This is a genomic window from Alphaproteobacteria bacterium (assembly GCA_037200005.1).
Lineage (GTDB): Bacteria > Pseudomonadota > Alphaproteobacteria > UBA9219 > RFNS01 > JBBCGY01.
In genome coordinates this window covers 122,079-148,301 of the sequence record JBBCGY010000001.1, presented here as the reverse complement: position 1 = coordinate 148,301, position 26,223 = coordinate 122,079, and the positions used below count along the sequence as shown (strand labels likewise).

Genomic DNA, 26,223 nt, shown 5'->3' with positions numbered 1-26,223 from the left:
CAGCAAAGCCGTCATCTGTCTTCCGAAACGCCCATCCACCGCGTGATGATCTGCGCGGCGCGCAGCCCGCTGCGGATCGAGCCTTCGATGGTGGAGGGAAGCTCGTTCTGCGTCCAGTCGCCCGCGAGCAGCAGGTTGAGATAGCGCCCGCCGCGCGCCTTGGGACGCCGCGCCTGCTGCGCGGGCGTGGCGGCGAAGGTGGCGCGCTTTTCCTTGACGATGCGGTAAGGAGGAATGCTCGCGCCGTCGAGCCGGTAAAAGGCCGCGACGTCGCGCCATATCGCGGCGGCGAGGTCCTGCGGCGCGCGGCCGTCATAGCGATCCGCCGCGCTGACGGTGACGGAAACCACGCCCGGCTTGACGAAAATCCATTCCGCGACGCCGCCGATCAGGCCCGCGAAGCCCGGCGGCTTTACCGCGATGTCGGCGCGGTAGTGAAGATTGAGAATGCTGCAGAATTCATTGGGGGCGGTGAGATCGGGCACCAGTTCCTGCGCCACCCAGGGCGGCACCGCCAGGATCACCCAGTCTTCCGCGCCGCATTCGACCGCGCCGTCGCCGAAATCCAGGGCGGCGATGCGCCCGTCCTTGAAGGACATTTCCCGCAAGCGGCGATTGAGCCTGACCTGGATGCCCATGCTTTGCAGCTTGGCGATGCACGGGTCGACGAAACTTTCGGAGAGGCCGATTTTCGGCACCAGCGGCAGGCACGCGCTTCCGCCCAAGGCAAAAGTCTGCGACAGCACATTGCCGAGCAGCCGCGCCGATCCGGTTTCGGGCGGCGTGTTCAGCACCGCGACGCTAAGCGGCTCCCAGAAACGCTCATAGATCGTGCCGTAGGAGCGTGTCAGTCCGGCGACGGTTTCCTGTTCGCCTGCCCGCATGACCTTGATGAGCGAAAGATAGTCGGAGAGCGATGTGCCGGGAATCCGGCCTTTCGGCGTGAAAAGATTCCAAGGAATGATTCCCCGGCTCATCTCCAGCGTCCAGCGCTCGCCGCTGCGCAGATCCATGAACGGGAATACCGCCCGGTCCGGCGCGGCGAGCGTGTCTTCCGCTCCGGCCAGCATCAGATAGTCGCGCGCGATCACATTGCCGCTCAGCATCAGGTGGTTGCCGTTATCGATCCTGCAGCCGAGCTCGCGGTCGAAATAGGAGCGGCAGCGCCCCCCCGCGTGGCCGGCGGCCTCATAGACCGTGATATTGCGCACCGCCTGCGACAGATGCAGCGCGGCGGAAAGACCGGCGAGACCCGCGCCGATGATATGCACATGCGGTTCGGTCATGGAAACAGCCGGTAGCGCATGATGATTAGGATTTTCTGCCACAGCGGAAGCTTCACGCGGGTTTGAATATCGTGCCAGCCGCTCGCTTCCAGGCGACGCAGGATCGCCGCGTAATAGCCGCCCATCAGCCGGGCCGGAATCATCGCCTTGGCGTCGGCTTGCCGCATGGCGTCCCACGCTTCGGTGAAATGTCCGGCGGCGATGGCGGCGACATCGCGGCATGCGCCGGGCAGGCGCGGGTGCTCGAGCGCTTCGATTGAAAGCGGCAAGCCGTGCCGTTCGAGAATCTCGCGCGGCAGGTAAAGCCGCCCGCGCTTGCCGTCCTCATGGAGGTCGCGCAGGATGTTGGTCGTCTGCAGCGCCCGCCCCAAATGGTGTGCGACGCGCATCGCGGCTTCGCCGCTATCGCCGAAAATCCGCACCGAAACCCGGCCCACCGCGCTCGCCACCCGGTCGCGATAAAGATCGAACGTCGCGAAGTCGGGCGCGACGATGGGATCGCCCGCATCCATGTCCATGCCGTCGATGATGGCGAGAAAATCTTCCGGCACGAGGCCGAATTCCCCGATCGCCGGAAGCAGCGCCGCGCCGACGGCATCGTCGGCCTGACCATCGCCGAATAGACGCTCGATCCGGCGTCGCCATAGCTCAAGCCCTTCGCGGCGCGCGGCTTCCGTCGGGCCGTCATCGGCGATATCGTCCACCTCGCGGCAGAAAGCATAGAGCGCATGCATGGCATCGCGCCGCGGCGCGGGAAGCGCCGCCATACCTGCGGCAAAAGAAGTCCCGGCGCGCGCGACCCGCGCTGTCATTTCGCGCCGGGCATGATTCTCGGTCGGGACGGCGGCGGCGAGATTCATCGTTATGACCACGACCGGACGATCCCGCGCAACGCCGCGCCGCCCGCTTTGATTTTGCCGAGCTTCACATTGTCGCATAGCGGATCGCGGCGGCGCAGAAGCCGCACCAGGCTCTCCGCCAGGCTGCCGATCACCGAAGTCTCGAGCTTGAGGCGGATATCGGGAACCTTGCGCGGCAAATCGCGCGCCTGACGCAGCATGGGATCGAGCAGGCCGAGCATGTCGTCGAGCGCGGCGCGAAGCGCGGGCGGGCTTTTTTCCGCCGCCAGCATGGCCGTGCCCGCTTCCCGCCGCGCCAGCATGTCCTGCGGCAGATAGACGCGGTCGAGCTGGCGGTAATCGTCGGCGCAGTCCTGGATGTGATTGATGATCTGCAGCGCGGAGCATAGCGCGTCATTGGCGGGCCATGCCGTTTCGCCGATGCCGTGCAGCGCCAGCACATGCCGTCCCACCGGCGAAGCCGAATAGCGGCAGTAATCCAGAAGATCGTCCCAGTCCCGGTATCGCAATTGCAGCGCGTCGCGTTTGAAGGCCGCCAGCAGATCCAGTCCATGCTGCGCCGTGACGCCGGTCTTGCGCAAATTCTCGCGCATGGCCGCGGCGGCGGGCGCGGCGGAATCTTCGCCGCCATTCAGCACCGCGGCGAACCGGTCGAGCGCGGCGATTTTTTTCTCGGGCTCGAGCAAGGGATTATCGGAAATATCATCGGCGGCGCGGGCGAAGCGGTAAAAGACGTGAACGTCTTCGCGCAAATCGGGGCGAATCAGAAAAGAGCCGACCGGGAAATTTTCGGTCTGGGCGTTTTTGCCGCTCGGCGTTTCGAGGGGGGCGTGGAGAATGGCGGCGTCGGTCACGGCTTCGCCCCTATTTGATGGCGGCCTTTCCAGGCGCCGCCGCGCCCAAGCCCATAGAGCCGCGCGGAATCGATGGTCGCGCCGATATAGATCAGCGCCGCGACCGGCAGTGTCGCCGCCCACAGGATGTTCAGGCGGTAAAACTCCACCATCGGCAGATAGCTGTAGATCATCGCGACGAACAGCAGCCATCCGGCGAACGCCGCCGCGCCTCCGGCAAGGCACAGCAGGATCGGCGACACGAACAATACCAGCATGCCCGCCACCGCGCCGATCAGCAGCCAGGGCGAATGATCGAGCTGCGTATAGGCGGCGCGGCTGATCATGCTCCAGATGCCGCGAAGCCCGTCATAAGGCCGGGCGCTGACGATGTCATGGTCGACCAGCGTCAGCAAAAGACGCGGAGGACGGTCGGGATTCTTGCGATGCTTGATCGCGCGGGCGAGCGCGCAATCGTCGATGATCTCGCTTTTGATCGCGCCGAGGCCGCCGATCTGGCGCAGCGCTTCCATCCGCACCAGCATCGTGCCGCCGGCAGCCGCCGCGACCCGGTTGGCGGGATCGTTGCTCCAGGCGAAGGGATAGAGCATCTGGAAGAAATAGACGAAGGCGGGAATGAGAAGCTTTTCCCACGCGCTTTCGCAATGCAGCTTGACCATCAGCGAATGCAGATCGAGATGGCTTTCCAGCGAGCGCGCCGCGAGATAGCTCAGGCTCGTGCTGCTGTGCATGATGTCGGCGTCGGTGAAGAGGACATATTCGGCATCGTCGGCGGCGTTCAGCCCGGCCTGCATGGCGTGAACCTTGCCGCTCCATCCGGCGGGCAAATCCGGCGCGGCAATGATCTGCAGGCGATCCAGGCTGTCGCATTCCGCGGCAATATTCTCGGCGATAGCGGACGTGCCGTCGGCGCTGTGATCGTCGACCAGGATGACGCGCCACCGGCCGGGATAATCCTGCGCGAAAAGAGTGGGCAGCGTCAGCGGCAGCATCGTGGCTTCGTTGCGCGCGGGCACGATGATGGCGATGTCGGGCAGATCTTCCAGCAAACGGCGCGGCAGCTGCGGCAGGATCAGATGCCAGAATTGCCCGTGACCGAACAGCAGATAGGCCCAGCCGAGCGCGGCGGCGATAATGATGACCGTCAGCAGCATCAGCAATATCCTTGTTGTTTGAACCAGGCCACGGCGTCGGCGATGGCTTGCGGTGCGGGACGATGCCGGTAGCCGAGCTCGCGCTCGGCCTTGGCCGAGGTGAAGAACATTTTTTTCCGCGCCATGCGCAGCGCGTCCATGGTGACGAAAGGCTCGCGCCGCGTCACATAGCCCGCGGCTTCGGCGGCAACGGCGATCGGCCATATCGCGTTGACGGGGAGCTTGATCTTGGGCGGCTTGCGGCCGGTCTTTTCGGCGACGACGGCGAGGATTTCGCTGAGATGCATATTGTCGCCGCCCAGGATATAGCGCTCCCCCGCCTTGCCGCGCCGGAACGCCAGCCAGTGGCCCATGGCGACGTCGTCCACATGGACGACGTTAAGCCCGGTGTCGACATAGGCGGGAATTTTGCCGCTCGCCGCCTCGACGATCAGGCGTCCGGTGGGCGTCGGCTTGATGTCGCGCGGGCCGATGGGAGTCGACGGGTTGACGATGACGCAGGGCAGCTGCCGGCTCTCGATCAGTTTCCTGACCTCTGCCTCGGCCATATATTTGGATTTTTTGTAGGTGCCGACCATCGTCGCCATGCTGGACGGCGTCGCCTCGTCGGCGCTGCCGTTTTTGTCGAGGCCCAGCGTGGCGACCGAGCTCGTATAGACGATGCGCCGCACGCCCGATCTTTGCGCCGCTTCCATCAGATTGCGGGTGCCTTCGACATTGGCGCGATGCATGGCTTCGGGATCGGGAACCCAGATGCGGTAATCCGCCGCGACATGGAACAGGGCGTCGCAGCCTTGCGCGGCGGCGTCGAGCGAAGCGGCGTCGGTCAGGTCGCCATGGGCGTATTCGACATCGAGGCCCTGGAGATTGCTGCGGTCGCTGTTCGGGCGGGTGAGAACCCGCAGCCGGCAGCCCTCGGCCAAAAGGATTCGGGCGACGGCCGAGCCGACGAAGCCGGTCGCGCCGGTGACGAGGGTAAGATTTGGCTTAAGTTCTTCCATGGAAAAGGATTAGCCGGGCCACGCCCCGGATGCAACTTTCCCGGACGATCATCTTAGAAACCATCTGAAAAGCCATGAGGCCGGGCTGCAAACCGCGCTTTCCTGCGCTTCCGGTGCTCACCTATGTTCAATAGGCTGCGCTCCCATGAAATCCTATGGATTTCAAATCTCGGAAAGCACGGTTTTTGCTCCGGCCTGATGACTTTTCAGACGGTTTCTTATTCCATGGGAGTGCGGGCAAAGAAAAACCCCCTCTCCGTTACAGAGAGGGGGCGATCGCTCAAGAGTTCTTAAAGACCCTTACTGGGCGACTGGCGCCGTCGTGGTCTTCTTGTGATGCTTTTTGACGACATCATGCTTTTTGTGCATTTTCTTATGCATCGGTTTTGCCGGCTGTTCGACGGTCGTCGACGTGACGGGGGTCTCGGCGGCATAAGCCGGGACGGCTGCCAGAGCCAGGGCCAAAGCGGCGGAAGCTAAAATTACTCTCATGGATTGTTCTCCTTGATGATGATCGATAGGGTGATCGGGATGCGGCTCAAGCCGCAGCGATCATCACCATGCCGGACAAAAAAGGCGATTTAATGGCATTTCAGGCGGCTTAAACGGCGAAAACGAACCTGTGGCTAATTTATCATAGAGTTAGCGGACGATTATTCCGCGCCGACAACCCGATTTCTGCCGTCCTGCTTGGCGAGATAGAGCGCCTGATCCGCCCGATGCAGCAGCGCGTCGATATCGCCGTCCTGAGGCTGCAGCGAGGCGACGCCGACGCTGGCCGTGCATTGCACGATCTGCTTGCCGATGGCGATTTTGTGCCCCTCGATGGCACGGCGCAGGCGCTCGGCGCCCTCCAAAGCCGCCTTAAGATCGGTTTCCGGCATCAGCACGGCGAATTCCTCGCCCCCCAGCCTGCCGATATTGTCGGTGCCGCGCAGGCTGCCGGAGCAAGCCTTGACCGCTTCCTTGAGCACCAGGTCGCCGCCCGCATGCCCATGGGTGTCGTTGATGTTCTTGAAGTGGTCGAGATCGACCATCATGACGGAAAGCCCGCGCGCGAAACGGCGGGCGCGGCGCAGTTCCTGCTCGGCGCGGGCGATGAAATAGCGCCGGTTGCTGACGCCCGTGAGGGCGTCCGTGCTGGCTTCGTGAAACAAGGCGGTTTCGAGCTGCTTGCGCGCCGAAATGTCGGTGAAGGCCAGCAAAACCGCGTTCTGGCCGCCGTAATCGATGGCGATGGCGGCAAGCTCGGCGAGGAATTGCCGCCCGTCATGCGCCTTGAGCTTCACCTCCATCTCGCGAAGTTCCTGGATCGCGTTGAGCAAAGTCAGGAAGTGGACGCGGTCTTCGTCATTGACGAAGAAGTCGAAGGTGCGGCTTTTGAGCAGTCCCCCCCGCGCTTTGCGAGAGCAACAGGCAGGTCTTGCGGTTGACGAACAGGATTTGCCCGCCGGGATGCTGGGCAATGATGATCGGATAGGGCAGCACTTCGAGAATGGCGCGCAGGCGCTGCTCGGTGGCGAGAAGTTCCTGCTCGCCATGCATCTGGCCGGTGATGTCGAAGGCGTGCCATTCTACGGCGCTGCCGCCTTGCCATTTGATTTTCCGCTCGGTCAGCGCCACCCATATTTCCTGCCCGCCTTGCGTCAGCATCCGCTCGCGGCGCAGATCGCCGCCGCGCCCGTCGCGCATGACGGCATCGTGATGGGTTTCCATCCGCGCCCAGTTGTCGGGCGGGATCAGCGGACGGATCAGCGGCATGGCGAGAAGCTCGCCCGCCGTCTTGCAGCCGAACAGCCTGGCGAAGGCGGCGTTGGCGTAAAGCGGGCGGAAATTGCGGTGGATCATGACGCCGTGCACCGCGTGCTCGACGCTGTCGCGAAAATCGGGGATGGGGACGGCTTTGGCTTTGGGCGCGGAAAGTTTTTTCGGTGCGCGCTTCGGCGTTTTTTTGGCCGCTTCGGCGCCGGGTTTCGCGCCGGATTTTGCGCCGGATCTTGCAGTAAGTTTTGGGGCGCGCTTCATGCCGCACGGTTTCCTTTTGGCCCGCGACGCTTGCCGTCGCGCTCGAACAGCATGGCGAGCTGTTCCATGATCGCGCCGCCCAGCTGTTCGGCGTCGGACAGCGTGACCGCGCGGCGGTAATAGCGCGTCACGTCATGGCCGATGCCGATGGCCAGCAGTTCAACCTGTCCGAGATTCTCGATCCAGTCAATCACGCTGCGCAAATGCTGCTCCAGATAGTGGCCGGGATTGACGGACAACGTGGCGTCGTCGACCGGCGCGCCGTCCGAAATCACCATCAGGATGCGCCGCTCCTCGCGCCGCGACAGAAGCCGCCTATGCGCCCACAGCAGCGCCTCGCCGTCGATATTTTCCTTCAGCAGCCCCTCGCGCAGCATCAGGCCGAGATTGCGCCGTCCGCGCCGGTAGGGATAGTCGGCGGCCTTATAGACGATATGGCGCAAGTCGTTGAGGCGGCCCGGCTGCTGGATTTTCCCCGACTTGATCCATAGATCGCGGGAAAGCCCGCCCTTCCAGGCGCGGGTGGTGAAGCCGAGGATTTCCACCTTGACCCCGCAGCGCTCGAGGGTGCGGGCGAGAATGTCGGCGCTCATGGCGGCGAGCGTGATCGGCCTGCCGCGCATCGAGCCGGAATTGTCGATCAGCAGCGTGACGACGGTATCGCGGAAATCGGTGGCGCGTTCGCGCTTGAAGGACAGCGGCAGCAGCGGGTCGGCGACCACGCGCGCGAGCCGGGCGCTGTCGAGCAGGCCTTCTTCCAGATCGAATTCCCAGGCGCGCTGCTGCTGCGCCAGCAGGCGGCGCTGGAAGCGGTTGGCGAGCCGGGACACCACCCCTTGCAGCGGCTTGACCTGATGGTCGAGCAGGTGGCGCAGGCGGGTCAGTTCCTCGCTGGTGCATAAATCTTCCGCCGCGACGATCTCATCGAATTGATCGGTGAAGACGCGGTAGGAAATGACCGGGCTTTCGCTATCGTCGCTGTTGCGCGGCCACAGGCTTTCTTGCGGCGTCGCGCCCTGGTCGGTCCCTTCCGTCGAAGCGCCTTCGGCGGGCTGGGTTTCTTGTGCGCCGTCGGTTTCCGCGCCGGTTTCCTGGCCGGCCTCCGCGTCGCTTTTCTGTTCGGCGTTATTGCTTTCGGCGGCGGCCGTTTCGTCTTTCGTTTCGGTCGTGCGTTCCTGCTCTTTGTCCGCCATGTCGGGGAGTTCGAGAGAAAGCGCGCGCAGCATCTCGCGGGCCAGTGCGCCGAACGCCGCCTGATCCTCGAGGCTTTCGCGCATCGCGGGCCACAGCGCCCCGATTTTCTCCGCGAGCCAAGGCTGCCACAGTCCGGCGGCGCGGGCGGCGGCGGGCGGCAGATCGTTGCCGGTGAGCGCGGCGAAACCGACGAATTTCATGATATCGGCAAGCGGCGCTTGCGCCCGCGTCTCGGCGCCGTCGAGGCCTTTCGCGCGGCACGCATGCTCCATGGCGGCGGCAAGATTGGCGCGCACCCCCGCGCGATTCTGGACGCCGAGCGCGTCGCAGCGCGCCTCTTCGAGCGCGGCGAAGACCGCATGCGCGGTATCGCCGCCGGGCGCGGAGGCAGCGAAAATATCCTCGCGGTGATGGCGCAGCTTGAGCGCGATGTCGTCCGCCACGCCGCGCAGCGCGGCAATCTCGTCCGCGTCCGGCTCGGCCCCGATCAGCGGCAGCCGCACCCGCTTGCCCGCCGCGCCGGGCACTTCGGCGGCATAGACGATTTCAAGCTCGCCGTCCGCCGCCAACGCCCGCACCGCCGCGGCCACGGCGCGGCGCAGCAAGGCCGAAGGCGGGGTGATTAAACTTTTATCCGGCATGCGCCCTGGCCGCGTTTTTTCAGATATTGCTGGTGATAATCCTCGGCGGGCCAGAAAGCCTGCGCCGGCTCGATGATCGTGGCGAGAGGGCGCTTGAAGCGGAGCGCTTTTTCCAGATTCTCCTTGGCCTCGATCGCCTCGCGCTGCTGCTGCGGCGAGGCGAAGAAAATGACCGAGCGGTATTGCGTGCCGATATCCGGCCCTTGGCGGTCTTTCTGCGTCGGGTCGTGAAGCGCGAAGAATTTTTCCACCAGCGCGCGGTAGGAGACGATCGCCGGATCGAACTCGACCAGCACGACTTCCGCATGGCCGGTCGCGCCGGTGCAGACCTGCTCATAGGTCGGATGTTCGACATCCCCGCCGCTATAGCCGGAGGTCGCCTTGACGACGCCGGGAGTCTCGCTGAATTCAAGTTCCACGCCCCAGAAACATCCGGCGCCGAAGATCGCGGTTTGGGTCATGAGATTTCCTGACATAAAAAGCCACTATATCATGGTTAACCGGCGATGAAACTATTGTTGAGATGGCGGGTAGCCGGAGCGGCATGGTATTGTCCGTGCCTGCATAAACGCAATTTATATAGAGAATAAGGGGATAATCCGTGCTGACCGAACGCTATAAAATTCTCGAGGAAAGTCCGTATTGGGTTGCTCTGAAAGCCTGCGAAGCGGCCCAAAAAGATAATAATCTTGACGCGCTCGCCAAGGGGGCCCGGTCTTTATGTTCCTCCCATCTTGTTTCTCTGCCCGAAGGGTCGTGGGAAAGACTAAACGATGCCCGGCTTGAGGTTGTGCGCCCTTTGGAAGCGAGCATGGAGCATGCCCATGAAGCGGCCAGGATTTATGCGGGCGTTATCGGCTCCGGCGGCAGCACGACTGAACAAACCCATGAAAGTTTGCGAGGCATAGCCCGCATTCTCGATCATGCGGCGGATTTCCTCATCGACTATGTCAAACAGCCGGGCGCGGCACTCGTCAAGCAAGGCGAGCAGGCCGAGAGCGGCTTTATTCCCAAAGATATTCATGCGGCCATTCGGGATGGATTGTCTGTGGGCGACGGGTTTGATGCCACGACCGTAAGCCCCGCGCGCCTCCAGCTGGCGGCCAGCAGCTTCCGGTTCCTGGACGCGCTTGCGGATTTCAATCCCGCCCAGGCGGCGCAATGGACCGAGACTTTGGCCTATAGGGCCGCCGATGCCGAGCCGGAAGCGTTCGGGGATTTCTTGCAAAGCGAATTCCTTCCTCGCCGCAAGGCTTATATCGAACGGATCGCCGAACGCGATCTCGGCCAGGCTATCCAAGCGAATATGAATGTCATCGGGAGCACGCTCGGAATTGACCGTCCGGACCCAAACTTTCCCGATACCGTCGAAACCCTGATCCGGCATGGCGGCAAGCTCGCCGAAACCGACCCGGCGCGGGCCGCGGCCGTTTTCACCGCCGCCGCGAATGGCGCGCATGTCATGGCCAGCCTTGAAACAAGCCAGCAGATTGCCGGAAAGCTGAAACATGTCAGGTCTTACGGCAGGGATGAATATGCCCAAACGATCCAGCGCGACTCTGCCGCGCAAGTCATGCTAGGCCGGAACTATGAGCCGCAAGCGGTCGCGGCGTGGGATGGAGTCATAGAGACGCTCAAGGCGCAAAACGCCGACAAAGCCAAATCCGTCATCGCACATACCGCCGCGGAGGCTTGGCCGGGCAGCTTGCTGTACCTCCGCGCCCATGAGGAGCTTTATAATCTTCCGCGGCCGACGCTGCCCGCCGCCGAGCCGGTGCGGCCCGCGTTGCCGTCTGCCGTGCGCGCCGCGTTACCGGAGCCGCACCGGCAATGAAACTATTGTTGGCGTTGCGGCCGGCGGCAGCCATGCTGTAGGTTGCAGCTCATATGAGCAGGATTTTTTGAACAGAATTCAAGGGGGACGGATATGTCGTTACAAGGCGTGTGGGATTTTTTCAGGAATTTCGGCCGGCCAGGCGCTCCAAGCCCTCAGCCCGCGAAATCGCCGGAGCGGGAGCTTGCGGAGCTTTGCGAACGCGCTCCGGAATCAAGTTATCTGCGCCGTAGCTTGTCTTATATGAAAGAAGATTACCCGTTCGGCGTCGGGCGCATGCTGGATGATATGCGTCATCCCTGCGCATCCGATCCCGAAAAACTTTCGTATTTGCTCATGCCGCTGAACGTCATCGGCGATTATTTTGTGCATGAATTCGGACGGGACCCCAGCCGCGCCTATTTGCAAGATGCGGTGAACGCCTACGCGACCGCTGCCTTGGCCGCTCCCGGCAGCCCCGAGTCGCTGAGGGCCATCGCGGGATTTAACGGAGTCCTTGATGCCGCGTCTCCCGTCGCGGCGCTGCAAATCGCCGCCGAACGAATAAATCCCGATCCTCTGGGATCGTTAAGCATGCAAGCTCGCCGGCGGGGAAATCCGCTGAAGACAGAGGCGCTGGCGCGCTGGCCGGGACTCGTGGAGCGAGCCGCCGAAGCGGAACCGGAAGCAGCCCTGATGGCGCTCAGAAGAATGATCCATTCGGCGGGCTTTATGAAGAGCATCGGGCTTGGCGCCGGCGAGCCGCAGCTGGTCGACCTGGCTATTCAAGCCATTCGCGGGAATCCGCATCTTGAAGCTGCGAAGGACAGGATACCTTTGGACGACCTGGACCGCCGCGTCGTCATTCAGGCCGATCCCGCTTGTATCGGTCCGGGCCCCGCGCGCCCGGCAAAGGGCCGATCCTGGGAGCCGCCGGAGCATAACAAGTAAGCGATTCCGGCTACTTCGTCTCCACCACCCGTACTTTCCGGCCCTCGATCTTCATCGCGAGCTCACCGCGCTTGAGCGCCATCGCGAGCTTGCCGAACATCTCATAGCGCCAGCCATGCATTGCCGGAACGTCGGGCGCGTCATGGGAGGCGATCAATTCCAGCTCCTCGACATTGGCGAGCAGGCGGCTCGCCACGCCATGCTCTTCGCTGACCTGCTTCAGCAGCACCTTGAGCAAATCCACCACCGGGCCGATATCGTTCGGCAGATGCTTGCGCGGCGGCGCGGCTTCATGGACGGTGACTTTCTTGGCTTCCGCGACGGCGGTGAGAATTTCCTGGCCGTGCTTGCCCTCGGCGAAACCGCGCCCTAGGCCGCGAATCCGCGACAGGCCCGCCATGTCGTGCGGCGGGTGATGGGCGATTTCCATCAGTGATTCGTCCTTCAGCACCCGGCCGCGCGGCACGTCGGCATTTTGCGCGACGCGCTCGCGCCAGGCGGCGAGCGCCTTGACCAGCGCCATAGTCTGCGGCTTTTCGTGGCGCAGCCTGAGGCGCTGCCAGGCATTCTCCGGCGTGACGTGATAGAGGCCGGGATCGGCGAGCGAAGCCATTTCATCGGCGAGCCAAGTCTCGCGCCCCGTGGCCGCAATCTGCTCCAGCAGTTTCTTATAGACGACACGCAGATGCGTCACGTCGCCGAGCGCATAGACGACCTGTTTTTCGGTCAGCGGGCGGAGCGACCAGTCGGTGAAGCGGCTGGATTTGTCGATCTGCGCGCCCGCCAGTTTGGCGCATAACGTCTCATAGCTCGCCGAATCGCCGAAGCCGCAGACCATCGCCGCGATCTGGGTGTCGAACAGCGGCTCCGGCACTCGCTGCGTAAGGTTGTAGAAGATTTCCACGTCCTGCCGCGCGGCATGAAAGACCTTGATGATGCCGGGATTGTTCAGCAGCTCGAGCAATGGTGCGAGGTCGATGCCGTCCGCCATCGGATCGATAGCGGCGGCCTGCGCCGGATCGTCGAGGTCTGGCCCCGCCACCTGTACCAGGCACAGGCGCGGCCAGTAGGTGCGCTCGCGCATGAATTCGGTATCGACGGCGATATAGGGCGATTCCGCCAGGCTTTTGCAAAAAGACGCCAGCGCGCCGGTGGTGGTGATAAGGTTCATGTTCTTGACAAAACACGTTTTTTGGCGTGGTTTCAAGTGCGCACTTACATAATTTACAGAGTCCCCCATGCACCCCTATCGCACCCATACCTGTGGCGCGCTGCGCCTCGAAGATGCCGGAAAAACCGCCCGGATTTCCGGCTGGGTGCACCGCAAGCGCGATCACGGCAGCCTGGTCTTCGTCGACCTGCGCGACCATCACGGCCTGACGCAATGCGTGATCGACCGTTCCAGCCCGCTTTTGCATGCCGTCGAGAGCGTGAAGATGGAAAGCGTCGTGACGGTGACCGGCAAGGTGGTCAAGCGTCCCGAGGAAACCCAGAACGACAATCTGCCGACCGGCGCGATCGAGATCGATATCGCGGAATTCACGGTGCAGAGCGCCGCCGATCCGCTGCCGCTCCAGGTTAACAGCGACTCGGACGCGGGCGAGGAAGTCCGCCTGCGCTACCGCTTCCTCGATCTGCGGCGCGAGAAGATGCAGGAGAATATCGTCCTGCGCTCCAAGCTGATCGCATCCTTGCGCCGCCGTATGACCGAGTCCGGTTTCAACGAATTCCAGACGCCGATTCTGACTGCTTCGTCGCCCGAAGGCGCGCGTGACTTCCTGGTGCCGAGCCGCATGCATCCCGGAAAATTTTACGCATTGCCGCAGGCGCCGCAGCAATTCAAGCAGCTGTTGATGATCGCGGGCTTCGACCGCTATTTCCAGATCGCGCCCTGCTTCCGCGACGAGGACAGCCGCGCCGACCGCAGCCCCGGCGAATTCTATCAGCTCGATTTCGAGATGAGCTATGTCACGCAGGACGACGTGTTCGCCGCCATCGAGCCGGTGCTTTACGGCCTGTTCGACGAGTTCGGCGGCTTCCGCCGCCCGGCGCATCCCGAAATTACCAAGCCGCCTTTTCCGCGCATCGCCTATGACGAGGCGATGCTGAAATACGGCTCCGACAAGCCGGATTTGCGCAATCCGCTCGTCATCGCCGACGTCACCTCGGTGTTCGCCCGCGCCGATGTCGAGTTCCGCGCTTTCAAGACGATCATCGACCAAGGCGGCGTCGTGAGGGCAATCCGCGCGCCGAAAGTCTCGGACAGGCCGCGCAGTTTCTTCGACAAGCTCAATGACTGGGCCAAGGAAATCGGCGCGCCGGGCCTCGGTTACATTACGTTCGAGGCGGGCGCGGGCAAAGGCCCGATTTCGCGCTTCGTCGGCGCGGAAGCACAAGCCGAATTGCGCACGCTCACCGGCTGCGAAGACGGCGACGCGGTATTCTTCGTCTGCGACCAGCCGAAGGTCGCGGCGAAGATGGCGGGACAGGCGCGCACCAAGATCGCGCAGGACATGGATATCATCGAGAAGAACGCGTTCCGCTTCTGCTGGATCGTCGATTTTCCGATGTATGAGTATGACGAAGAGCGCAAGAAAATCGATTTCTGCCACAACCCGTTCTCGATGCCGCAGGGCGGGCTTGCCGCGCTGGAAACCCAAGACCCCCTCACCATCAAAGCCTATCAGTACGACATCGTCTGCAACGGCATTGAATTATCATCCGGCGCGATCCGCAATCATTTGCCGGAGGTGATGTATAAGGCTTTCGCGATTGCCGGCTATGCGGCGGAGGATCTGGAAACGCGCTTCGGCGGCATGCTGTCGGCGCTGAAGCTGGGCGCGCCGCCGCATGGCGGCTCGGCGCCCGGCATCGACCGCATGGTCATGCTGATCGCCGACGAGCCGAATATCCGCGAGGTCATCGCTTTCCCGCTCAACCAGCGGGCGGAGGATTTGATGATGCAGGCGCCGAACAGCGTGGACGACGCGCGGCTGAAGGAACTGCACCTAAGATTATCCCTCCCGGCCAAGCCGGAAAAGCCTGCGGGTTAGATTGCCGTTTTGCGGCGCGGTCTTGGCGACCTTGCCGGATTCGGGAACGGCGTCGGGCTTTTTGTTGTCTATCGCTTGATGAAGGGCGTCGAAGCCGGTGCGGGCGAGCGTCGCGGCGAAGCTTGCTACCTTGCGCGTAGTTCCCTTTTGGGTCGCTGCCGCCGCTTCGGCCTGGGCAACGACATCGACGACGCTATTAAAACCGGTGCGCGCCAAATCCGAATATTGCGTTCCCGCCCTCGGCGTTTGCGGAAGGGGGTTTGGACTGTCCGGAGTGGCGGCGGAAGTCCTGCTGCGCTCGGTGGAAGGGGGGTCGGCGACGGCGGCCTCGAGCTGTTCCCGGCTTACGCCTTTGGCCGTCTTGCTGGCGTACATTTTTTCGTCGGCGGCGGCGAAAACCGCGTCGGGATCGTCGCCATGCTTCAACAATGCGCCGCCGAGGCTCGCCGAGATCGGGAGCATGATTTCGCGGCCTTCATGCTGCACCGGAATGGCCAGCTGGCTTAGTTTGTATTCCAGGCTCTTGATGCGCTTCTCGCCGTCTTCCTGCGAGATGCTGCCGAGCCGCAGCCTGATTTCATCGCCGCCGGTGCGCGCCACGATGTCGTCGTCGGGCCTGACCGAGGATTTAAGCGTCTGGGAGATGGCCCTGATCGCGGCGTCTCCGGCATTATGGCCGTAGGTGTTGTTAATCAAGGTCAGCTTGTCGAGATCAACCGATACGACCATGTCGGTCTGTTCGGGATGGCGCGCAAGATGCGCCATTCTTTCCTGCATGCGCACGTCCCAGCCATGCCTGTTATAGGCGCCGGTCAGGGAATCGGTCATGAGGTTTTTCGTAAGCTGCTTGCCCGCCGCGGACATTTCTTGCACGAGATTCAGCAGAGCTTGCGGGTCGGCCTGCTGTGCAAGCGTTTGCGCCCTTTGCTCATAGTTTTGCCAAGGGTCTATGGATGAACTCGGAGGTTTCGTATTCATCGGACGATTATATCACAATAAAGACGCTAAAAATCCCTGAATTACTTTCATGGTTAAGACGCGATAACCCGCTGTTTTGCCTTCACTTCGGCGAATAAATTGGCGTAAAGACCGGCCTGGGCCGCGAATGACCATGTTTGCCGGTATTCCATCGCGCCCTGGGCGCAGCGTTCGTAAAAGGCCGGGCGGCATAGCTTGGCCATGGCCTCGGCGATGGCTTGGGGCGATGCGTCGCGGGCCAGCGCGCCGGTTTCGCCATCGATCACCTGTTCCGCGAGGCCGCCGACGGGAGTCGCCGCGACCGGCAGTCCCGCGGCATAGGCGATGGAGGTGACGCCCGACTGGCTGGCTTCGATATAAGGCAGCGCCAGCGCGTCCGCCTGATTCAAGAAAGACGGGATTTCCTCCTCGCCGATCCAGCGATTGACGACGGTCATGTCCGGCAGCGCGCCGATTTGTTTTTTGTAAGGGCTAAGATCGCCCGCGCCGACGATGGCAAGCTCGATATCATCCCGTCTTGATCGCAAGATGGCATAGGCGGCCAGCAGCCGGTCGAGGCCCTTATAGGCCATGATCCGTCCGAAAAACATGAACAGGAATTTGCGTCCGTGCGGGAACTGTCGCGGTAATGGCGGGATGTCCTCCATCGCCGGAACGCCGAAGGGGATGACGCTGATGCTCTGCCTGGCGATGCCGCTTGCCGCCAGTTTCGCGGCCACGCTTTCGGACAGTGCGATGATATGATCGGTCTGCGCGATCTCGCGTTTCCTGCGCCATGACCATAGGGGTTGATTTTCACCCGGATGCGGCTCGGCGTCGTGTAGGGCCGCGATATAGGCCGCGCCGTTTTTGGCGGCAAGATCGGCCATGAAGGGCGTCCACAGATGCGACATGGGCGACATGACGATGTCAAATCGACCGCGCTTCAGGAAATTTCCGAACTCCCGCCGCAGCCAGGGCAGACGCAGCGTCGCCAGCGCGAATTGCGGCAGGCTTTGATAAGTCTTCACGATATATTCCGGCAGCCCGAGCGCGTGGGTTTCGGCCAGCATCTCATTGTCGTAGGCCAGCGTCGCGGTGACCTCAAGGCCGGGGTGGGCGGCGAATGCCCGCAGCAGCTCAAACGTATAAAGCGGTCCTGCTCCCTTGCGGCCCCAGTACCAGATGAGAACCCGAAGCTTGTCAGGCGGCGCTTTAGGGTCAGGACTCATAAATATCATGGGTTTCGCGCTGACGAAAAAGCTGTCCGGCTACGAAAAGACCGAAGCAGGTAACGGTGTCTACCTGCAAGGTCTTTGAGAACGCCGGGCGGCTTTTTTCGCCGCGCCCCCATCCTTGTTTCTAAGGGGGTTTGAGCAAAAAGGCCGGTCTGCGTTGTCAATTTCGCTTGCCGTAGATGGACTACGGCTGCGCTCATTTCCTAGCATCCCGGCCTTTTTGCTCAAACAAAACCTCATGATATTAATGGGTCCTGACCCTAGCCCGCCCGGCCATAGGCGTCTTCCATGCGGATGATGTCGTCTTCCTCGAGATATTCGCCCGACTGCACCTCGATCATCCGCAGCGGAACCTTGCCGGGATTTTCCAGGCGATGCACTGTTCCCGCCGGGATGTAGGTCGATTCATTCTCGCGCAGCAGAAAGCTTTCCTCGCCGCGCGTGATCAGCGCCGTGCCGGTCACCACGATCCAATGCTCGCTGCGGTGCCAGTGCTTTTGCAGCGACAATTTGCCGCCGGGATCGATCTGGATCTGCTTGACGTGAAAGCGCGGCCCCTCGTCGATCGATTTGGCCCAGCCCCAAGGGCGTATCATCACCGGCGGCGTATGCGATTCGCGCCGGTTGTCGCGCCGCAGCTGTTCGACGATGCCCTTGATGGCCTGGTCGTGCTTGCGGTCGGCGACGAGTACGACATCCTTGGTGGCGACGATAATCATATCCCTGACGCCGACGGCGGCGACCAGACAATCGTCGCTGCGGATATAGGTGTTGGACGTCGCGACGGCCAGCGTGTCGCCGACCATGCAATTGCCTTCGGCATTCTTCTCGCTCGTCTCCCACAGGGACGACCAGGTGCCGGCATCGGACCAGCCCATGGAAACCGGCACGACGGCGGAATGGCTCACATGCTCCATGACGGCGTAATCGATCGAATCGCCCTTGATCTGCAGGAATTCCTCACTGAGACGCCTGAAGAACAAATCCTCTTTGGCCCCGGCAAGCGCGGCGCGGCATAAGTCCAGCATGCCGGGCTGCAGGCCGGCGAGCGCCTTGAGATAAACCGGCGGCGCGAACATGAACATCCCGCTGTTCCAGTAATAATCGCCGCTTTGCAGATAGCTTTCCGCCGTCGCCGCATCGGGTTTTTCCACGAAGCCCGCGACTTCGTATGCGCCGGGCATGACGGCGCTTGCCGCGCCGCGACGGATATAGCCATAGCCGGTATGGGGAGATTCCGGCGCGACGCCGAAGGTTACGAGCGCGCCGCCATCGGCCAGTTTCTCGGCCTGCGCCGCCGCGGCGTGGAATTTTTTGATGTCGGTCACGACCTGGTCCGACGGCATCATCAGCAAAAGCGCGTCCGGGCGGTTTTCGAGCAACAGGGCGGCGATGGCGGCGGCGGGGGCGGTGTTGCGTCCTTCCGGCTCGACGATCACGGCTTCGGGGACGATGCCTATTTCCCGAAGCTGGTGATTGACGATGAAGCGATGTTCCTGATTGCAGACGATCACCGGCGGCGAAAATTGCGGCCCGCTGACGCGCAGCAGCGTCTCTTGAAAGAGCGTATGCTCGCCGCCGAGCCGGTGGAACTGCTTGGGATATAATTCCCGCGACAGCGGCCACAACCGGGTGCCTGCGCCGCCTGACAGAATAACCGGGAAAATTCTGGGCATGGCCCCTGTGTCCTTAAAATCAGCATGGTGGACAGGCAAAATAAGCTTCCGCCATCCGGCAAGCAAGAACTCTTGCTTGCCGCGGGCAAGGTTTCGCGATTATCCTGACCTCCAGACGAAAGGTTAAGCCATGAATCCCATCGGGGAACATTTACGAAAGTCCGCCGCCCTGATCGCCGCCATGGCGGACTGGCCGGCGGCGGCTTCGGCTGATCGCGCCGTCGAGGCCATTGCCGCCGCTTTCAAGCAGCGCAAGCCGCTCCTGGTCTGCGGCAATGGCGGCTCGGCCTCCGACGCCTCGCATATCGCGGGCGAGCTGGTCGGACGGTTCCTGAAGGAGCGCCGGGCCTTGAAATGCATATGCCTTTCCGCCGATTCGGCGATTCTGACCGCCTGGAGCAACGATTATGGCTACAATAGCGTTTTTGCAAGGCAGGTAGAGGCCTATGGTGAGCCCGGCGGCGTGCTGTGGGGTATCAGCACCTCGGGCAATTCTCCCAATGTGGTGGAAGCCTTCGTCAAGGCCAGGGAGCTGGGAATGACGACTTTGGCGCTGACCGGCCAGGGCGGGGGCAAGCTCGCTTCCTTGTCCGACATTCTGATCGATGTGCCGTCGCGGCATACGCCGGATATTCAGCAGGTTCATGTCTGCCTTTACCATTACATCTGCGAGGCTGTCGAAGCGGCCTGCGCGGGAGCATCCGGCTGAAAATAATCGATTTTTAACAAGTTTTTAATGCTTCTGGGGTCTGATAAAGGTTTAGGGATTCAGTTGCTTAGAATCTTTTTGCCTCTGAAGCATTGATGAGGATGCTGCTTGATGTTCGCAGAGAAACGAAAACTCCAACCGGCATCGTGTCGCAGTAAGAATTTCGGCTGGGCGATTTTTCTTTTTCTGACGCCCCTGCTGGTTTTGGCCCCGCATGAAGCCCATGCGGCGACGGCCGACAGCATGGGCGCGCTGATGTGCCGTATATTCAACAAATCCATGGTGCCCGGCGGTTTCAGCCTTGCCAATTTTATTTCCTGGCTCGCTTATATTACGGGCACGTTCTTTTGCGCTAAATTCCTGTTCATGTTGCGGGATCACACCGAAAATCCTAAACAAAACCCCTTGTTTAAGGCGATTCTTTATGGTTTTGCCGGCGGCTTGTTCATGGCCCTTCCCAGCTTCGCGGGAGCGATGGTCAAAACGCTGTATGGCGCTACCAGTAACGTGGGCGGCGCCGCTACATGCACTGCCGCGACCGTCGCCGCGCTGACGCCGGTCGTAGGGCTTGACAAAATGGCGATCAATTTCGCCAAAAATATTTCGGGACCGGCCTTCGCGCTCGGCAATGCGGTCTGTTATATTCTGGGCGCGGTTTTCATGTATCGCGGCGTCAACAAAATGGCCAAATACAATACCGACCGCTCGGCTTCGATGAACGCCATCATCGCCAATGTCGCCTTCGGCGCTTTGCTGCTGTGGATGGTGCGGGCGAAAGATGTCGTGATGGGATCTCTTTTCAGCTCCGGCGTCGCCGTCGGCTCCAAGCTTGTTTACGCCGATCAGACCTTAGCGAATAGACGCGGCCTTATCGATTGGACCGGCCTCGGGATCAATACGGCCGATACGGTGTCTTTCGATCTGGCTTTCGTCGCGGTCCTGACCTTCATGCAGGTCGTCGGTTTTATCGGTTTTATTCGCGGCTGGCTTTTGGCTAAATCCCATGTCGAGGGAGTCGGCAACGCGACGATGGGCGGGGCTCTCACCCATATCATCGGCGGCGCCCTGTGCATGAATATCATTATGTTCCTGGAGGCGATGGAATGGACGTTCGGCGTCAAATTCCTGAGCTGATCCACGGGGTTCAGCGCCACAACCAGTTTACCGCATTTTAATATAAAATGTTTAGGGTAAAGATGAAAGCATTGCATATATAATAAAACGCAAGCATGGCCGAAATCCTGGAAGCCGGGGAAAAATCGGTTGGCAAAGTTTGAGGAGAGCAAGATGCGGAAATTTCATACCGGCAACGCGGTAAGATACGGGCTTGTCGCTTTTGCCATGATAACGGCGATGGCGCCGGAATTGGCCCACGCTGCGGGCGCTACCGCGCAAATTGGCACCGCGGCGGCAGGCGACTCCACTGACCTGGCTTCGCTGTCGGGCAGGCTGCAAAGCGAGTCGGCGTCGATGCCGAACGTCATCTCCTGGTTTTGCTATATCGTCGGCACCATGTTTTGCGCCTACGGCATCATGCGGCTGAAGGCCCACAGCGACAATGCGGTGCAAAACAAGCTCGGCCCGGCGCTCGGCACATTGCTTGCCGGCGCGGCGTTCCTGGCGTTCCCCGGCTTCGCCGGAGCGATCGTCAAGACCGTCAGTCTCGGCGCTAACTCGAATACGTTTAACGATGGCCAGTTCTAAGCTTGATTGGGTAGCGCAAATTTCACCCATTTTTAATGATTGTGTTGGAAAGTCGCACGAAATTAATGTAAGATAATGTCGTTATGAATCCGGTAACGGATCGAACATATGTCAACCAGAGGAGAGCAAAATGAAGCGTTTTAACATCAAAAATATGACGAAATACGCCTTGGCCGCCACGGCGGTTCTCGCGGCGATGTCGCCGGAGCTGGCCCATGCGGCAGTGACGGGCACTATCGGCGGTTCTGTCGGCGCGACGAACTCCACCGACCTCGCCACGACGATGCAGCAATTACAAGCCCAAACTTCGGGCATGCCGAACGTCATTTCCTGGTTCTGCTATATCGTTGGCACCGGCTTCTGCGCCTACGGCATCATGAAGCTGAAGGCTCACTCCGACAACGCGGCGCAGAACAAGCTCGGCCCGGCGCTCGGCGTGCTGCTCACCGGCGCGGCGTTCCTGGCGTTCCCCGGCCTTGCCGGAGCGGTGCTCAAGACCAATAACCTGACCGGCAAGACCCAGTTTGTCGACGGCCAGTTCTAAGCGGGAAGCTTGAGAAATCTATTGCCCATTACCCTCGGCGTCAGGCGCAAGTCTGGCGCCGAGTTTCTTTCCAGGCTCCCCCATTTTAGATGGCGCAACCTGCCAGGAAAAAATGCTGAAATCCATTGCTAGATTCATAATTTCACGCATTCTTAATGGTTGTGGTGGAAAGTGGATTAGAGTTAGTGCAAGATAATGTCGTTATGAATCCGGTAACGGATCGAACATCAACCAACCAACGGAGAGCAAAATGAAGCGTTTTAACATCAAAAATATGACGAAATACGCCTTGGCCGCCACGGCAGTTCTCGCGGCGATGTCGCCGGAGCTGGCTCATGCGGCAGCGTCAACGGGCACTATCGGCGGTTCTGCCAACGCCGTGGCCTCCACCGACCTCGCCACGACGATGCAGCAGCTGCAAAGCCAAAGCTCGGGCATGCCGAACGTCATTTCCTGGTTCTGCTATATCGTTGGCACCGGCTTCTGCGCCTACGGCATCATGAAGCTGAAGGCTCACTCCGACAACGCGGCGCAGAACAAGCTCGGCCCGGCGCTCGGCGTGCTGCTCACCGGCGCGGCGTTCCTGGCGTTCCCCGGCCTTGCCGGAGCGGTGCTCAAGACCAATAACCTGACCGGCAAGACCCAGTTTGTCGACGGCCAGTTCTAAGCGGGAAGCTTGAGAAATCTATTGCCCATTACCCTCGGCGTCAGGCGCAAGTCTGGCGCCGAGTTTCTTTCCAGGCCTGCGAAGCCGCCGCCGCCCGATGCCGTATGGCGGCAGGATGATTTCGTCTGCCAGTTCTGCGGTTTCAGGGCAGAAAAATTCCAGCGCACCGTTCAGGGCGCTTGGGCGGGGCATGAGCGCGCCGCGCTGACGGCCTGCATTTTTTGCGAACAATGCTTCACGCTCGAAAATGTCGGCATTGTCGGCTCCGGTTACCTGGTTTGGCTGCCTGAAATGTCTCAGGCGGAATTGCATCATTTATGCCGCGCCATCTACGTCGCCCGCGCCCAGGGCAGGCAGGAATTGCTCGCAAGCCGCGCGCAAGCCGCGCTCGATTCCCTGCTTTCCCGCCGCGCCGAAGCTAAAAAACGGCTTGGCAGCGACGAGCCGCTGCTGCTTGGCACGGCGCTGCTCGAGAATCTTTCGGCCGAAGAATATCAGGCCCGGGAGAAAAAACTGGCCGGCATCCGGCTTTTGCCCCTTAACCGCCGCCTGGGGGCCACCCGGGGGGAAGGAGGCGCCACCGATCAGTTTCCGGCAATTCTCGACTATTGGATGTCGCCCAGGGGACCTTTTGCGGGCGCCCCGGTTGATGGCTGGATCAGACAGTTCCCTGCCGCTTCATGAAGCGCAACCCTCAGGTTGTGCCCATCACCGGGCGGCTGGAAAGGGCATATTAAGAAAACATTTTATTTTCATGCGCCGTATTAACCAATTTGCCATATTTAATTCATAATCCTATACCTCTTGCTATGCTTGCGAAACCTATCTCGTTATTCATTACCGAAACACGGACAGGATGATCAATTTTTTTGACGAAATGCTGGCGGCTATCCAGTTGGCTGCCCGGCAACCAGTCGAAGCCTATATCGAACTCGAAACTTCCGACGACGGGCAAACCCTTGCCGCGCGCGACGGCTCGCTGGTGTCTTATGTGAAGGTTCTGGGAGCGCGGCAAATTATCGGCGACTCCGAATATCAATGGCTCATCGATCAGTTCAGCACCAAGCTCGGTTCGCGCTTCGATCGCGCGGGGCATGCGCTGCAATTTTATTTCATGCGCGATCCCGCTGCGGTCGGGCTGGAAATCGACCGGGCGATGCGCCCCAACCGCGCGGCCGCCAAGGCGGTCGGGCTGGATCTCGACGATTTGCTGAACGAGCGCAAACGGAATTTGGCGCGTTACCTGGTCCTTGAAGATATTTATCTGGTGCTGTGGAGCCGTCCTTACGCGCTTACCGCGAACGAATTGAAAAAATCCACCGAAGAACGCCGCAAAAGAAAATGGCTCAAGGCGCCTCGCGCGCAATTTCCCTTCGCCGGGCTTGAGGCGTTGCGCACGCGGCACCGCAGTTTCGTCGGTTCCGTAACGTCGTCGATGGACGAACTCGGCATCAAATGCAGGATATGCGACGTGCACGAGGCGCTCACGGCGGTTCGGACCTCGATTTATCCCAACTTGCGCCATGACACCTGGCATCCGAACTTGCCGGGAGATCCCCTCACCGTGCGCTCGCGCCGCAAGGCCAAGGATTATTCCGACGTTCTATGGCCGCCGCTCAGGCAGCAGATATGCGTCGGCGACGGCAAGGTTCTGACGACGACCTCCGTGAAGATCGGCAGTTATGTCTGGTCTCCGGTGGATATGACGCTGGCCCCGGCCGAGCCTTCGCCTTTCCCGCAGCTGCTGGCGCGGCTTATCGATACCGAAACCCCGTTCCGCCTGTCTTTTCTGATCGAAAGCGGCGGCGCGGCGCAAATCGGGCTGAAGATGTTCCTGGCGGGGGTTCTGGCTTTTTCCGCCGAAATCAACAAGTCCATCAAAAATTCGCTCGAGACGCTGCAGGCCCTGTCGCAGAATGAGGCCGTCGTCAAATTGCGGGTATCGCTCGCTACTTTCGCGCCCGAAGGCGAAACCAGGCTTCTTGAAACCCGCCAGTCGTCGCTGATCCAGGCGCTCGAATCCTGGGGCTATTGCCAGGCGTCGAGCGCGGGCGGCGATCCGCTCGAATGCACGATGTCCTCGGCGCTGGGGGTGGCATGCGCCTCGACAGCGCCCGCGGTCGTCGCGCCTTTGCGCGAAGTGGCCAAGATGCTGCCATGGCAGCGCGCCTCTTCCCCGTTCGAGGAAGGCTCGGTGCTGTTCCGCACGACGGACGGCAGGATGTGGCCTTATCAGCCGGGGTCGTCGCTCACCACGACCTGGTTCGATCTGATCTTCGCGCAACCGGGCGCCGGCAAATCGGTGCTGCTGAACGCGCTCAATCTCGGCACCTGCCTTGCGGCGGGAACCGCGAAACTTCCTTTCATCGCCATTCTCGACATCGGCCCCTCGTCGTCGGGTCTGATCTCGCTGCTGCGCGACGCTTTGCCGCTGGACCGCCGTTATGAGGCGACTCACTTCAAGCTGCGCATGACGCCGGATTACGCGATCAATCCTTTCGACACCCAGCTTGGATGCCGTTATCCCCTGCCGGACGAGCGCGCCTACCTTGCCGAATTGCTGACCCTGCTTTGCACGCCGGCGGGACAAAGCCAGCCTTATGACGGCATGACGCAGCTGGTCGGTCTTTGCATCGACGAAATGTACCGGTGGCGCGATGAAAAAGGCGCCAATACCGAGGGCCGCCCCTATCTTTTGCGCATTGAATCCGAGGTGGACGAAGCGATCTCACGCCATAATATGCATTTGCCGCCGGATCCTTATTGGTGGGAAGTCGTGGACGCCCTGCATGCGCAAGGCCTGCATCACGAGGCGATGCTGGCGCAACGCCATGCCGTGCCGACGCTGGTCGACGCTGTGACGGCCTCGCGCCGTCCGCAAATCCGCTCCTTGCTCGAGGAAACCCAGATCGGCAGTTCGGCCGAAAGCGTGATCCACGCTTTCGAGCGCATGGTCGCCTCCGCCGTGCGCGAATTCCCGATCCTCGCCTCGGTGACGCGATTCGATATCGGCGCGACGCGGGTCTGCGCCGTCGACTTGCAGGATGTGGCGCCGCAGGGTGACGAAATCGCCGACCGCCAGACGGCCATCATGTATATGCTTGCCCGCCATGCTATGATCCGCCAATGGTGGATCGGGCCGGACTCGCTCAAGAACATTCCGGAAATGTATCGCCCCTATCATGAAGGCCGGATGCGCGAAATTCGCGAGACGCCCAAGCGCATATCGTTCGACGAATTCCATCGCACCAGCAAAACCCCGGCAGTGCGCAACCAGGTGATCCGCGATGTGCGCGAAGGCCGCAAATGGGGCGTTCAGGTGATCCTGGCGTCGCAATTGCTGGACGATTTCTCCAAGGACATGGTGGATCTCGCCACCGGCGTATGGATTTGCGGCGCGGCTGTTTCCGACCGGGCGATCGCCGACACGGCGGACCGGTTCGGCCTTTCTGATACCGCGCGCTGGGTGATGCGCTACCGCCTGACCGGCCCCCGCCCGTCGGGCGCGCCCGTGCTGCTTATCCTTGGCACCAACGAAGGGCGTTACGAGCAGCATCTTATCAATACGCTGGGGCCGATCGAGCTTTGGGCGCTGTCCACGTCCTCCGAAGACGTGACGCTTCGCAACAGCCTTTACAATAAGATCGGCGCGGCTCGCGCGCGCCGGCTTTTGGGCATGTTCTTCCAGGGCGGCACCGCGCGGCCGGAAATCCGCCGCCGCGTCATCGCCCGCACCGAGCGCGGCGAAGTGGAAGCCGGCGCCACGTCCATGGTCATTACCGAGATCGCGGAGGAAATTCATAATTATGCATTGCACGAACAGCGGAGCGCGGTCGAATAGCGATCATCCGATCCCCATCCGATCCATTGCCAAGCGGCCCTTGGGCGGATATAGT

General features: G+C 61.5%; 24 protein-coding genes. 10 read left to right on the top strand and 14 right to left on the bottom strand.

The window, feature by feature from the left end; translation table 11 throughout:
• Nucleotides 1–11 precede the first annotated feature (11 nt).
• The 10 genes from hpnE to msrA all read right to left on the bottom strand — a co-directional run bounded on the left by hpnE (nt 12) and on the right by msrA (nt 9,476).
• Nucleotides 12–1,286: a hydroxysqualene dehydroxylase HpnE gene (hpnE, locus tag WDO70_00705; protein MEJ0061745.1), complete on the bottom strand. Its 1,275-nt coding sequence runs from the start codon at nt 1,284–1,286 to the stop codon at nt 12–14.
• On the bottom strand, nt 1,283–2,158 hold the full coding sequence (gene hpnD, locus WDO70_00700) for a presqualene diphosphate synthase HpnD (protein ID MEJ0061744.1): 876 nt from the start codon (nt 2,156–2,158) through the stop codon (nt 1,283–1,285). The genes hpnE and hpnD overlap by 4 nt, the downstream gene beginning before the upstream one ends.
• Nucleotides 2,149–3,000 (bottom strand): squalene synthase HpnC, encoded by an 852-nt coding sequence (gene hpnC, locus WDO70_00695; GenBank protein MEJ0061743.1) that lies wholly within the window; start codon nt 2,998–3,000, stop codon nt 2,149–2,151. The genes hpnD and hpnC overlap by 10 nt, the downstream gene beginning before the upstream one ends.
• Nucleotides 2,997–4,154 (bottom strand): glycosyltransferase, encoded by a 1,158-nt coding sequence (locus tag WDO70_00690; protein MEJ0061742.1) that lies wholly within the window; start codon nt 4,152–4,154, stop codon nt 2,997–2,999. The genes hpnC and WDO70_00690 overlap by 4 nt, the downstream gene beginning before the upstream one ends.
• Nucleotides 4,154–5,155, bottom strand: coding sequence for a hopanoid-associated sugar epimerase (gene hpnA / locus WDO70_00685; protein MEJ0061741.1), 1,002 nt, complete (start codon nt 5,153–5,155; stop codon nt 4,154–4,156). The genes WDO70_00690 and hpnA overlap by 1 nt, the downstream gene beginning before the upstream one ends.
• A 300-nt stretch (nt 5,156–5,455) precedes the next feature.
• Nucleotides 5,456–5,647: a hypothetical protein gene (locus WDO70_00680; protein MEJ0061740.1), complete on the bottom strand. Its 192-nt coding sequence runs from the start codon at nt 5,645–5,647 to the stop codon at nt 5,456–5,458.
• Between the two features lie 161 nt (nt 5,648–5,808).
• On the bottom strand, nt 5,809–6,480 hold the full coding sequence (locus WDO70_00675; protein MEJ0061739.1) for a sensor domain-containing diguanylate cyclase: 672 nt from the start codon (nt 6,478–6,480) through the stop codon (nt 5,809–5,811).
• A gap of 25 nt (nt 6,481–6,505) precedes the next feature.
• Nucleotides 6,506–7,180 carry a PAS domain-containing protein gene (locus WDO70_00670; GenBank protein ID MEJ0061738.1) on the bottom strand — a complete coding sequence of 225 codons (675 nt, stop codon included), beginning with the start codon at nt 7,178–7,180 and terminating at the stop codon, nt 6,506–6,508.
• On the bottom strand, nt 7,177–9,015 hold the full coding sequence (gene cobT / locus WDO70_00665; GenBank protein MEJ0061737.1) for a cobaltochelatase subunit CobT: 1,839 nt from the start codon (nt 9,013–9,015) through the stop codon (nt 7,177–7,179). Before cobT ends, WDO70_00670 begins: the two co-directional genes overlap by 4 nt.
• Entirely contained in the window at nt 8,997–9,476 is a 480-nt protein-coding gene (gene msrA / locus WDO70_00660) for a peptide-methionine (S)-S-oxide reductase MsrA (GenBank protein ID MEJ0061736.1), read from the bottom strand. Before msrA ends, cobT begins: the two co-directional genes overlap by 19 nt.
• 140 nt (nt 9,477–9,616) lie before the next feature.
• Here msrA and WDO70_00655 point away from each other — a divergent pair, with 140 nt between their 5' ends.
• On the top strand, nt 9,617–10,849 hold the full coding sequence (locus tag WDO70_00655) for a hypothetical protein (protein ID MEJ0061735.1): 1,233 nt from the start codon (nt 9,617–9,619) through the stop codon (nt 10,847–10,849).
• A 243-nt stretch (nt 10,850–11,092) separates the two neighbouring features.
• Entirely contained in the window at nt 11,093–11,779 is a 687-nt protein-coding gene (locus tag WDO70_00650) for a hypothetical protein (GenBank protein MEJ0061734.1), read from the top strand.
• Between the two features lie 10 nt (nt 11,780–11,789).
• On the opposite strand, the gene rnd is transcribed toward WDO70_00650, so the two are convergent.
• On the bottom strand, nt 11,790–12,950 hold the full coding sequence (rnd, locus tag WDO70_00645) for a ribonuclease D (protein ID MEJ0061733.1): 1,161 nt from the start codon (nt 12,948–12,950) through the stop codon (nt 11,790–11,792).
• Nucleotides 12,951–13,017: 67 nt separating this feature from the next.
• On the opposite strand from rnd, the gene aspS reads away from it, so the two are divergent.
• Entirely contained in the window at nt 13,018–14,832 is a 1,815-nt protein-coding gene (aspS, locus tag WDO70_00640; protein MEJ0061732.1) for an aspartate--tRNA ligase, read from the top strand.
• Here the strand turns inward: aspS and WDO70_00635 are convergent.
• The 3 genes from WDO70_00635 to WDO70_00625 form a co-directional block, all read right to left on the bottom strand.
• Entirely contained in the window at nt 14,794–15,810 is a 1,017-nt protein-coding gene (locus WDO70_00635; protein MEJ0061731.1) for a GGDEF domain-containing protein, read from the bottom strand. The genes aspS and WDO70_00635 overlap by 39 nt on opposite strands.
• 53 nt (nt 15,811–15,863) lie before the next feature.
• Nucleotides 15,864–17,021 (bottom strand): glycosyltransferase family 4 protein, encoded by a 1,158-nt coding sequence (locus WDO70_00630; GenBank protein MEJ0061730.1) that lies wholly within the window; start codon nt 17,019–17,021, stop codon nt 15,864–15,866.
• Between the two features lie 266 nt (nt 17,022–17,287).
• Nucleotides 17,288–18,703 (bottom strand): mannose-1-phosphate guanylyltransferase/mannose-6-phosphate isomerase, encoded by a 1,416-nt coding sequence (locus WDO70_00625; protein MEJ0061729.1) that lies wholly within the window; start codon nt 18,701–18,703, stop codon nt 17,288–17,290.
• Nucleotides 18,704–18,833: 130 nt separating this feature from the next.
• Here WDO70_00625 and WDO70_00620 point away from each other — a divergent pair, with 130 nt between their 5' ends.
• The 7 genes from WDO70_00620 to WDO70_00590 all read left to right on the top strand — a co-directional run bounded on the left by WDO70_00620 (nt 18,834) and on the right by WDO70_00590 (nt 26,168).
• Nucleotides 18,834–19,412: an SIS domain-containing protein gene (locus WDO70_00620; GenBank protein MEJ0061728.1), complete on the top strand. Its 579-nt coding sequence runs from the start codon at nt 18,834–18,836 to the stop codon at nt 19,410–19,412.
• A gap of 111 nt (nt 19,413–19,523) precedes the next feature.
• The gene (locus tag WDO70_00615; protein ID MEJ0061727.1) at nt 19,524–20,546 is read left to right on the top strand and encodes a hypothetical protein; all 1,023 of its coding nucleotides are present in this window, start codon (nt 19,524–19,526) and stop codon (nt 20,544–20,546) included.
• Nucleotides 20,547–20,699: 153 nt separating this feature from the next.
• Nucleotides 20,700–21,116, top strand: a complete 417-nt coding sequence (locus WDO70_00610; GenBank protein MEJ0061726.1) for a hypothetical protein — start codon at nt 20,700–20,702, stop codon at nt 21,114–21,116.
• A gap of 130 nt (nt 21,117–21,246) precedes the next feature.
• Nucleotides 21,247–21,660: a hypothetical protein gene (locus WDO70_00605; protein MEJ0061725.1), complete on the top strand. Its 414-nt coding sequence runs from the start codon at nt 21,247–21,249 to the stop codon at nt 21,658–21,660.
• A 250-nt stretch (nt 21,661–21,910) separates the two neighbouring features.
• On the top strand, nt 21,911–22,327 hold the full coding sequence (locus WDO70_00600) for a hypothetical protein (protein MEJ0061724.1): 417 nt from the start codon (nt 21,911–21,913) through the stop codon (nt 22,325–22,327).
• A 9-nt stretch (nt 22,328–22,336) separates the two neighbouring features.
• The gene (locus WDO70_00595) at nt 22,337–23,011 is read left to right on the top strand and encodes a type IV secretion protein DotN (GenBank protein MEJ0061723.1); all 675 of its coding nucleotides are present in this window, start codon (nt 22,337–22,339) and stop codon (nt 23,009–23,011) included.
• Nucleotides 23,012–23,183: 172 nt separating this feature from the next.
• Entirely contained in the window at nt 23,184–26,168 is a 2,985-nt protein-coding gene (locus WDO70_00590) for a type IV secretion protein IcmB (GenBank protein MEJ0061722.1), read from the top strand.
• Nucleotides 26,169–26,223 lie beyond the last annotated feature (55 nt).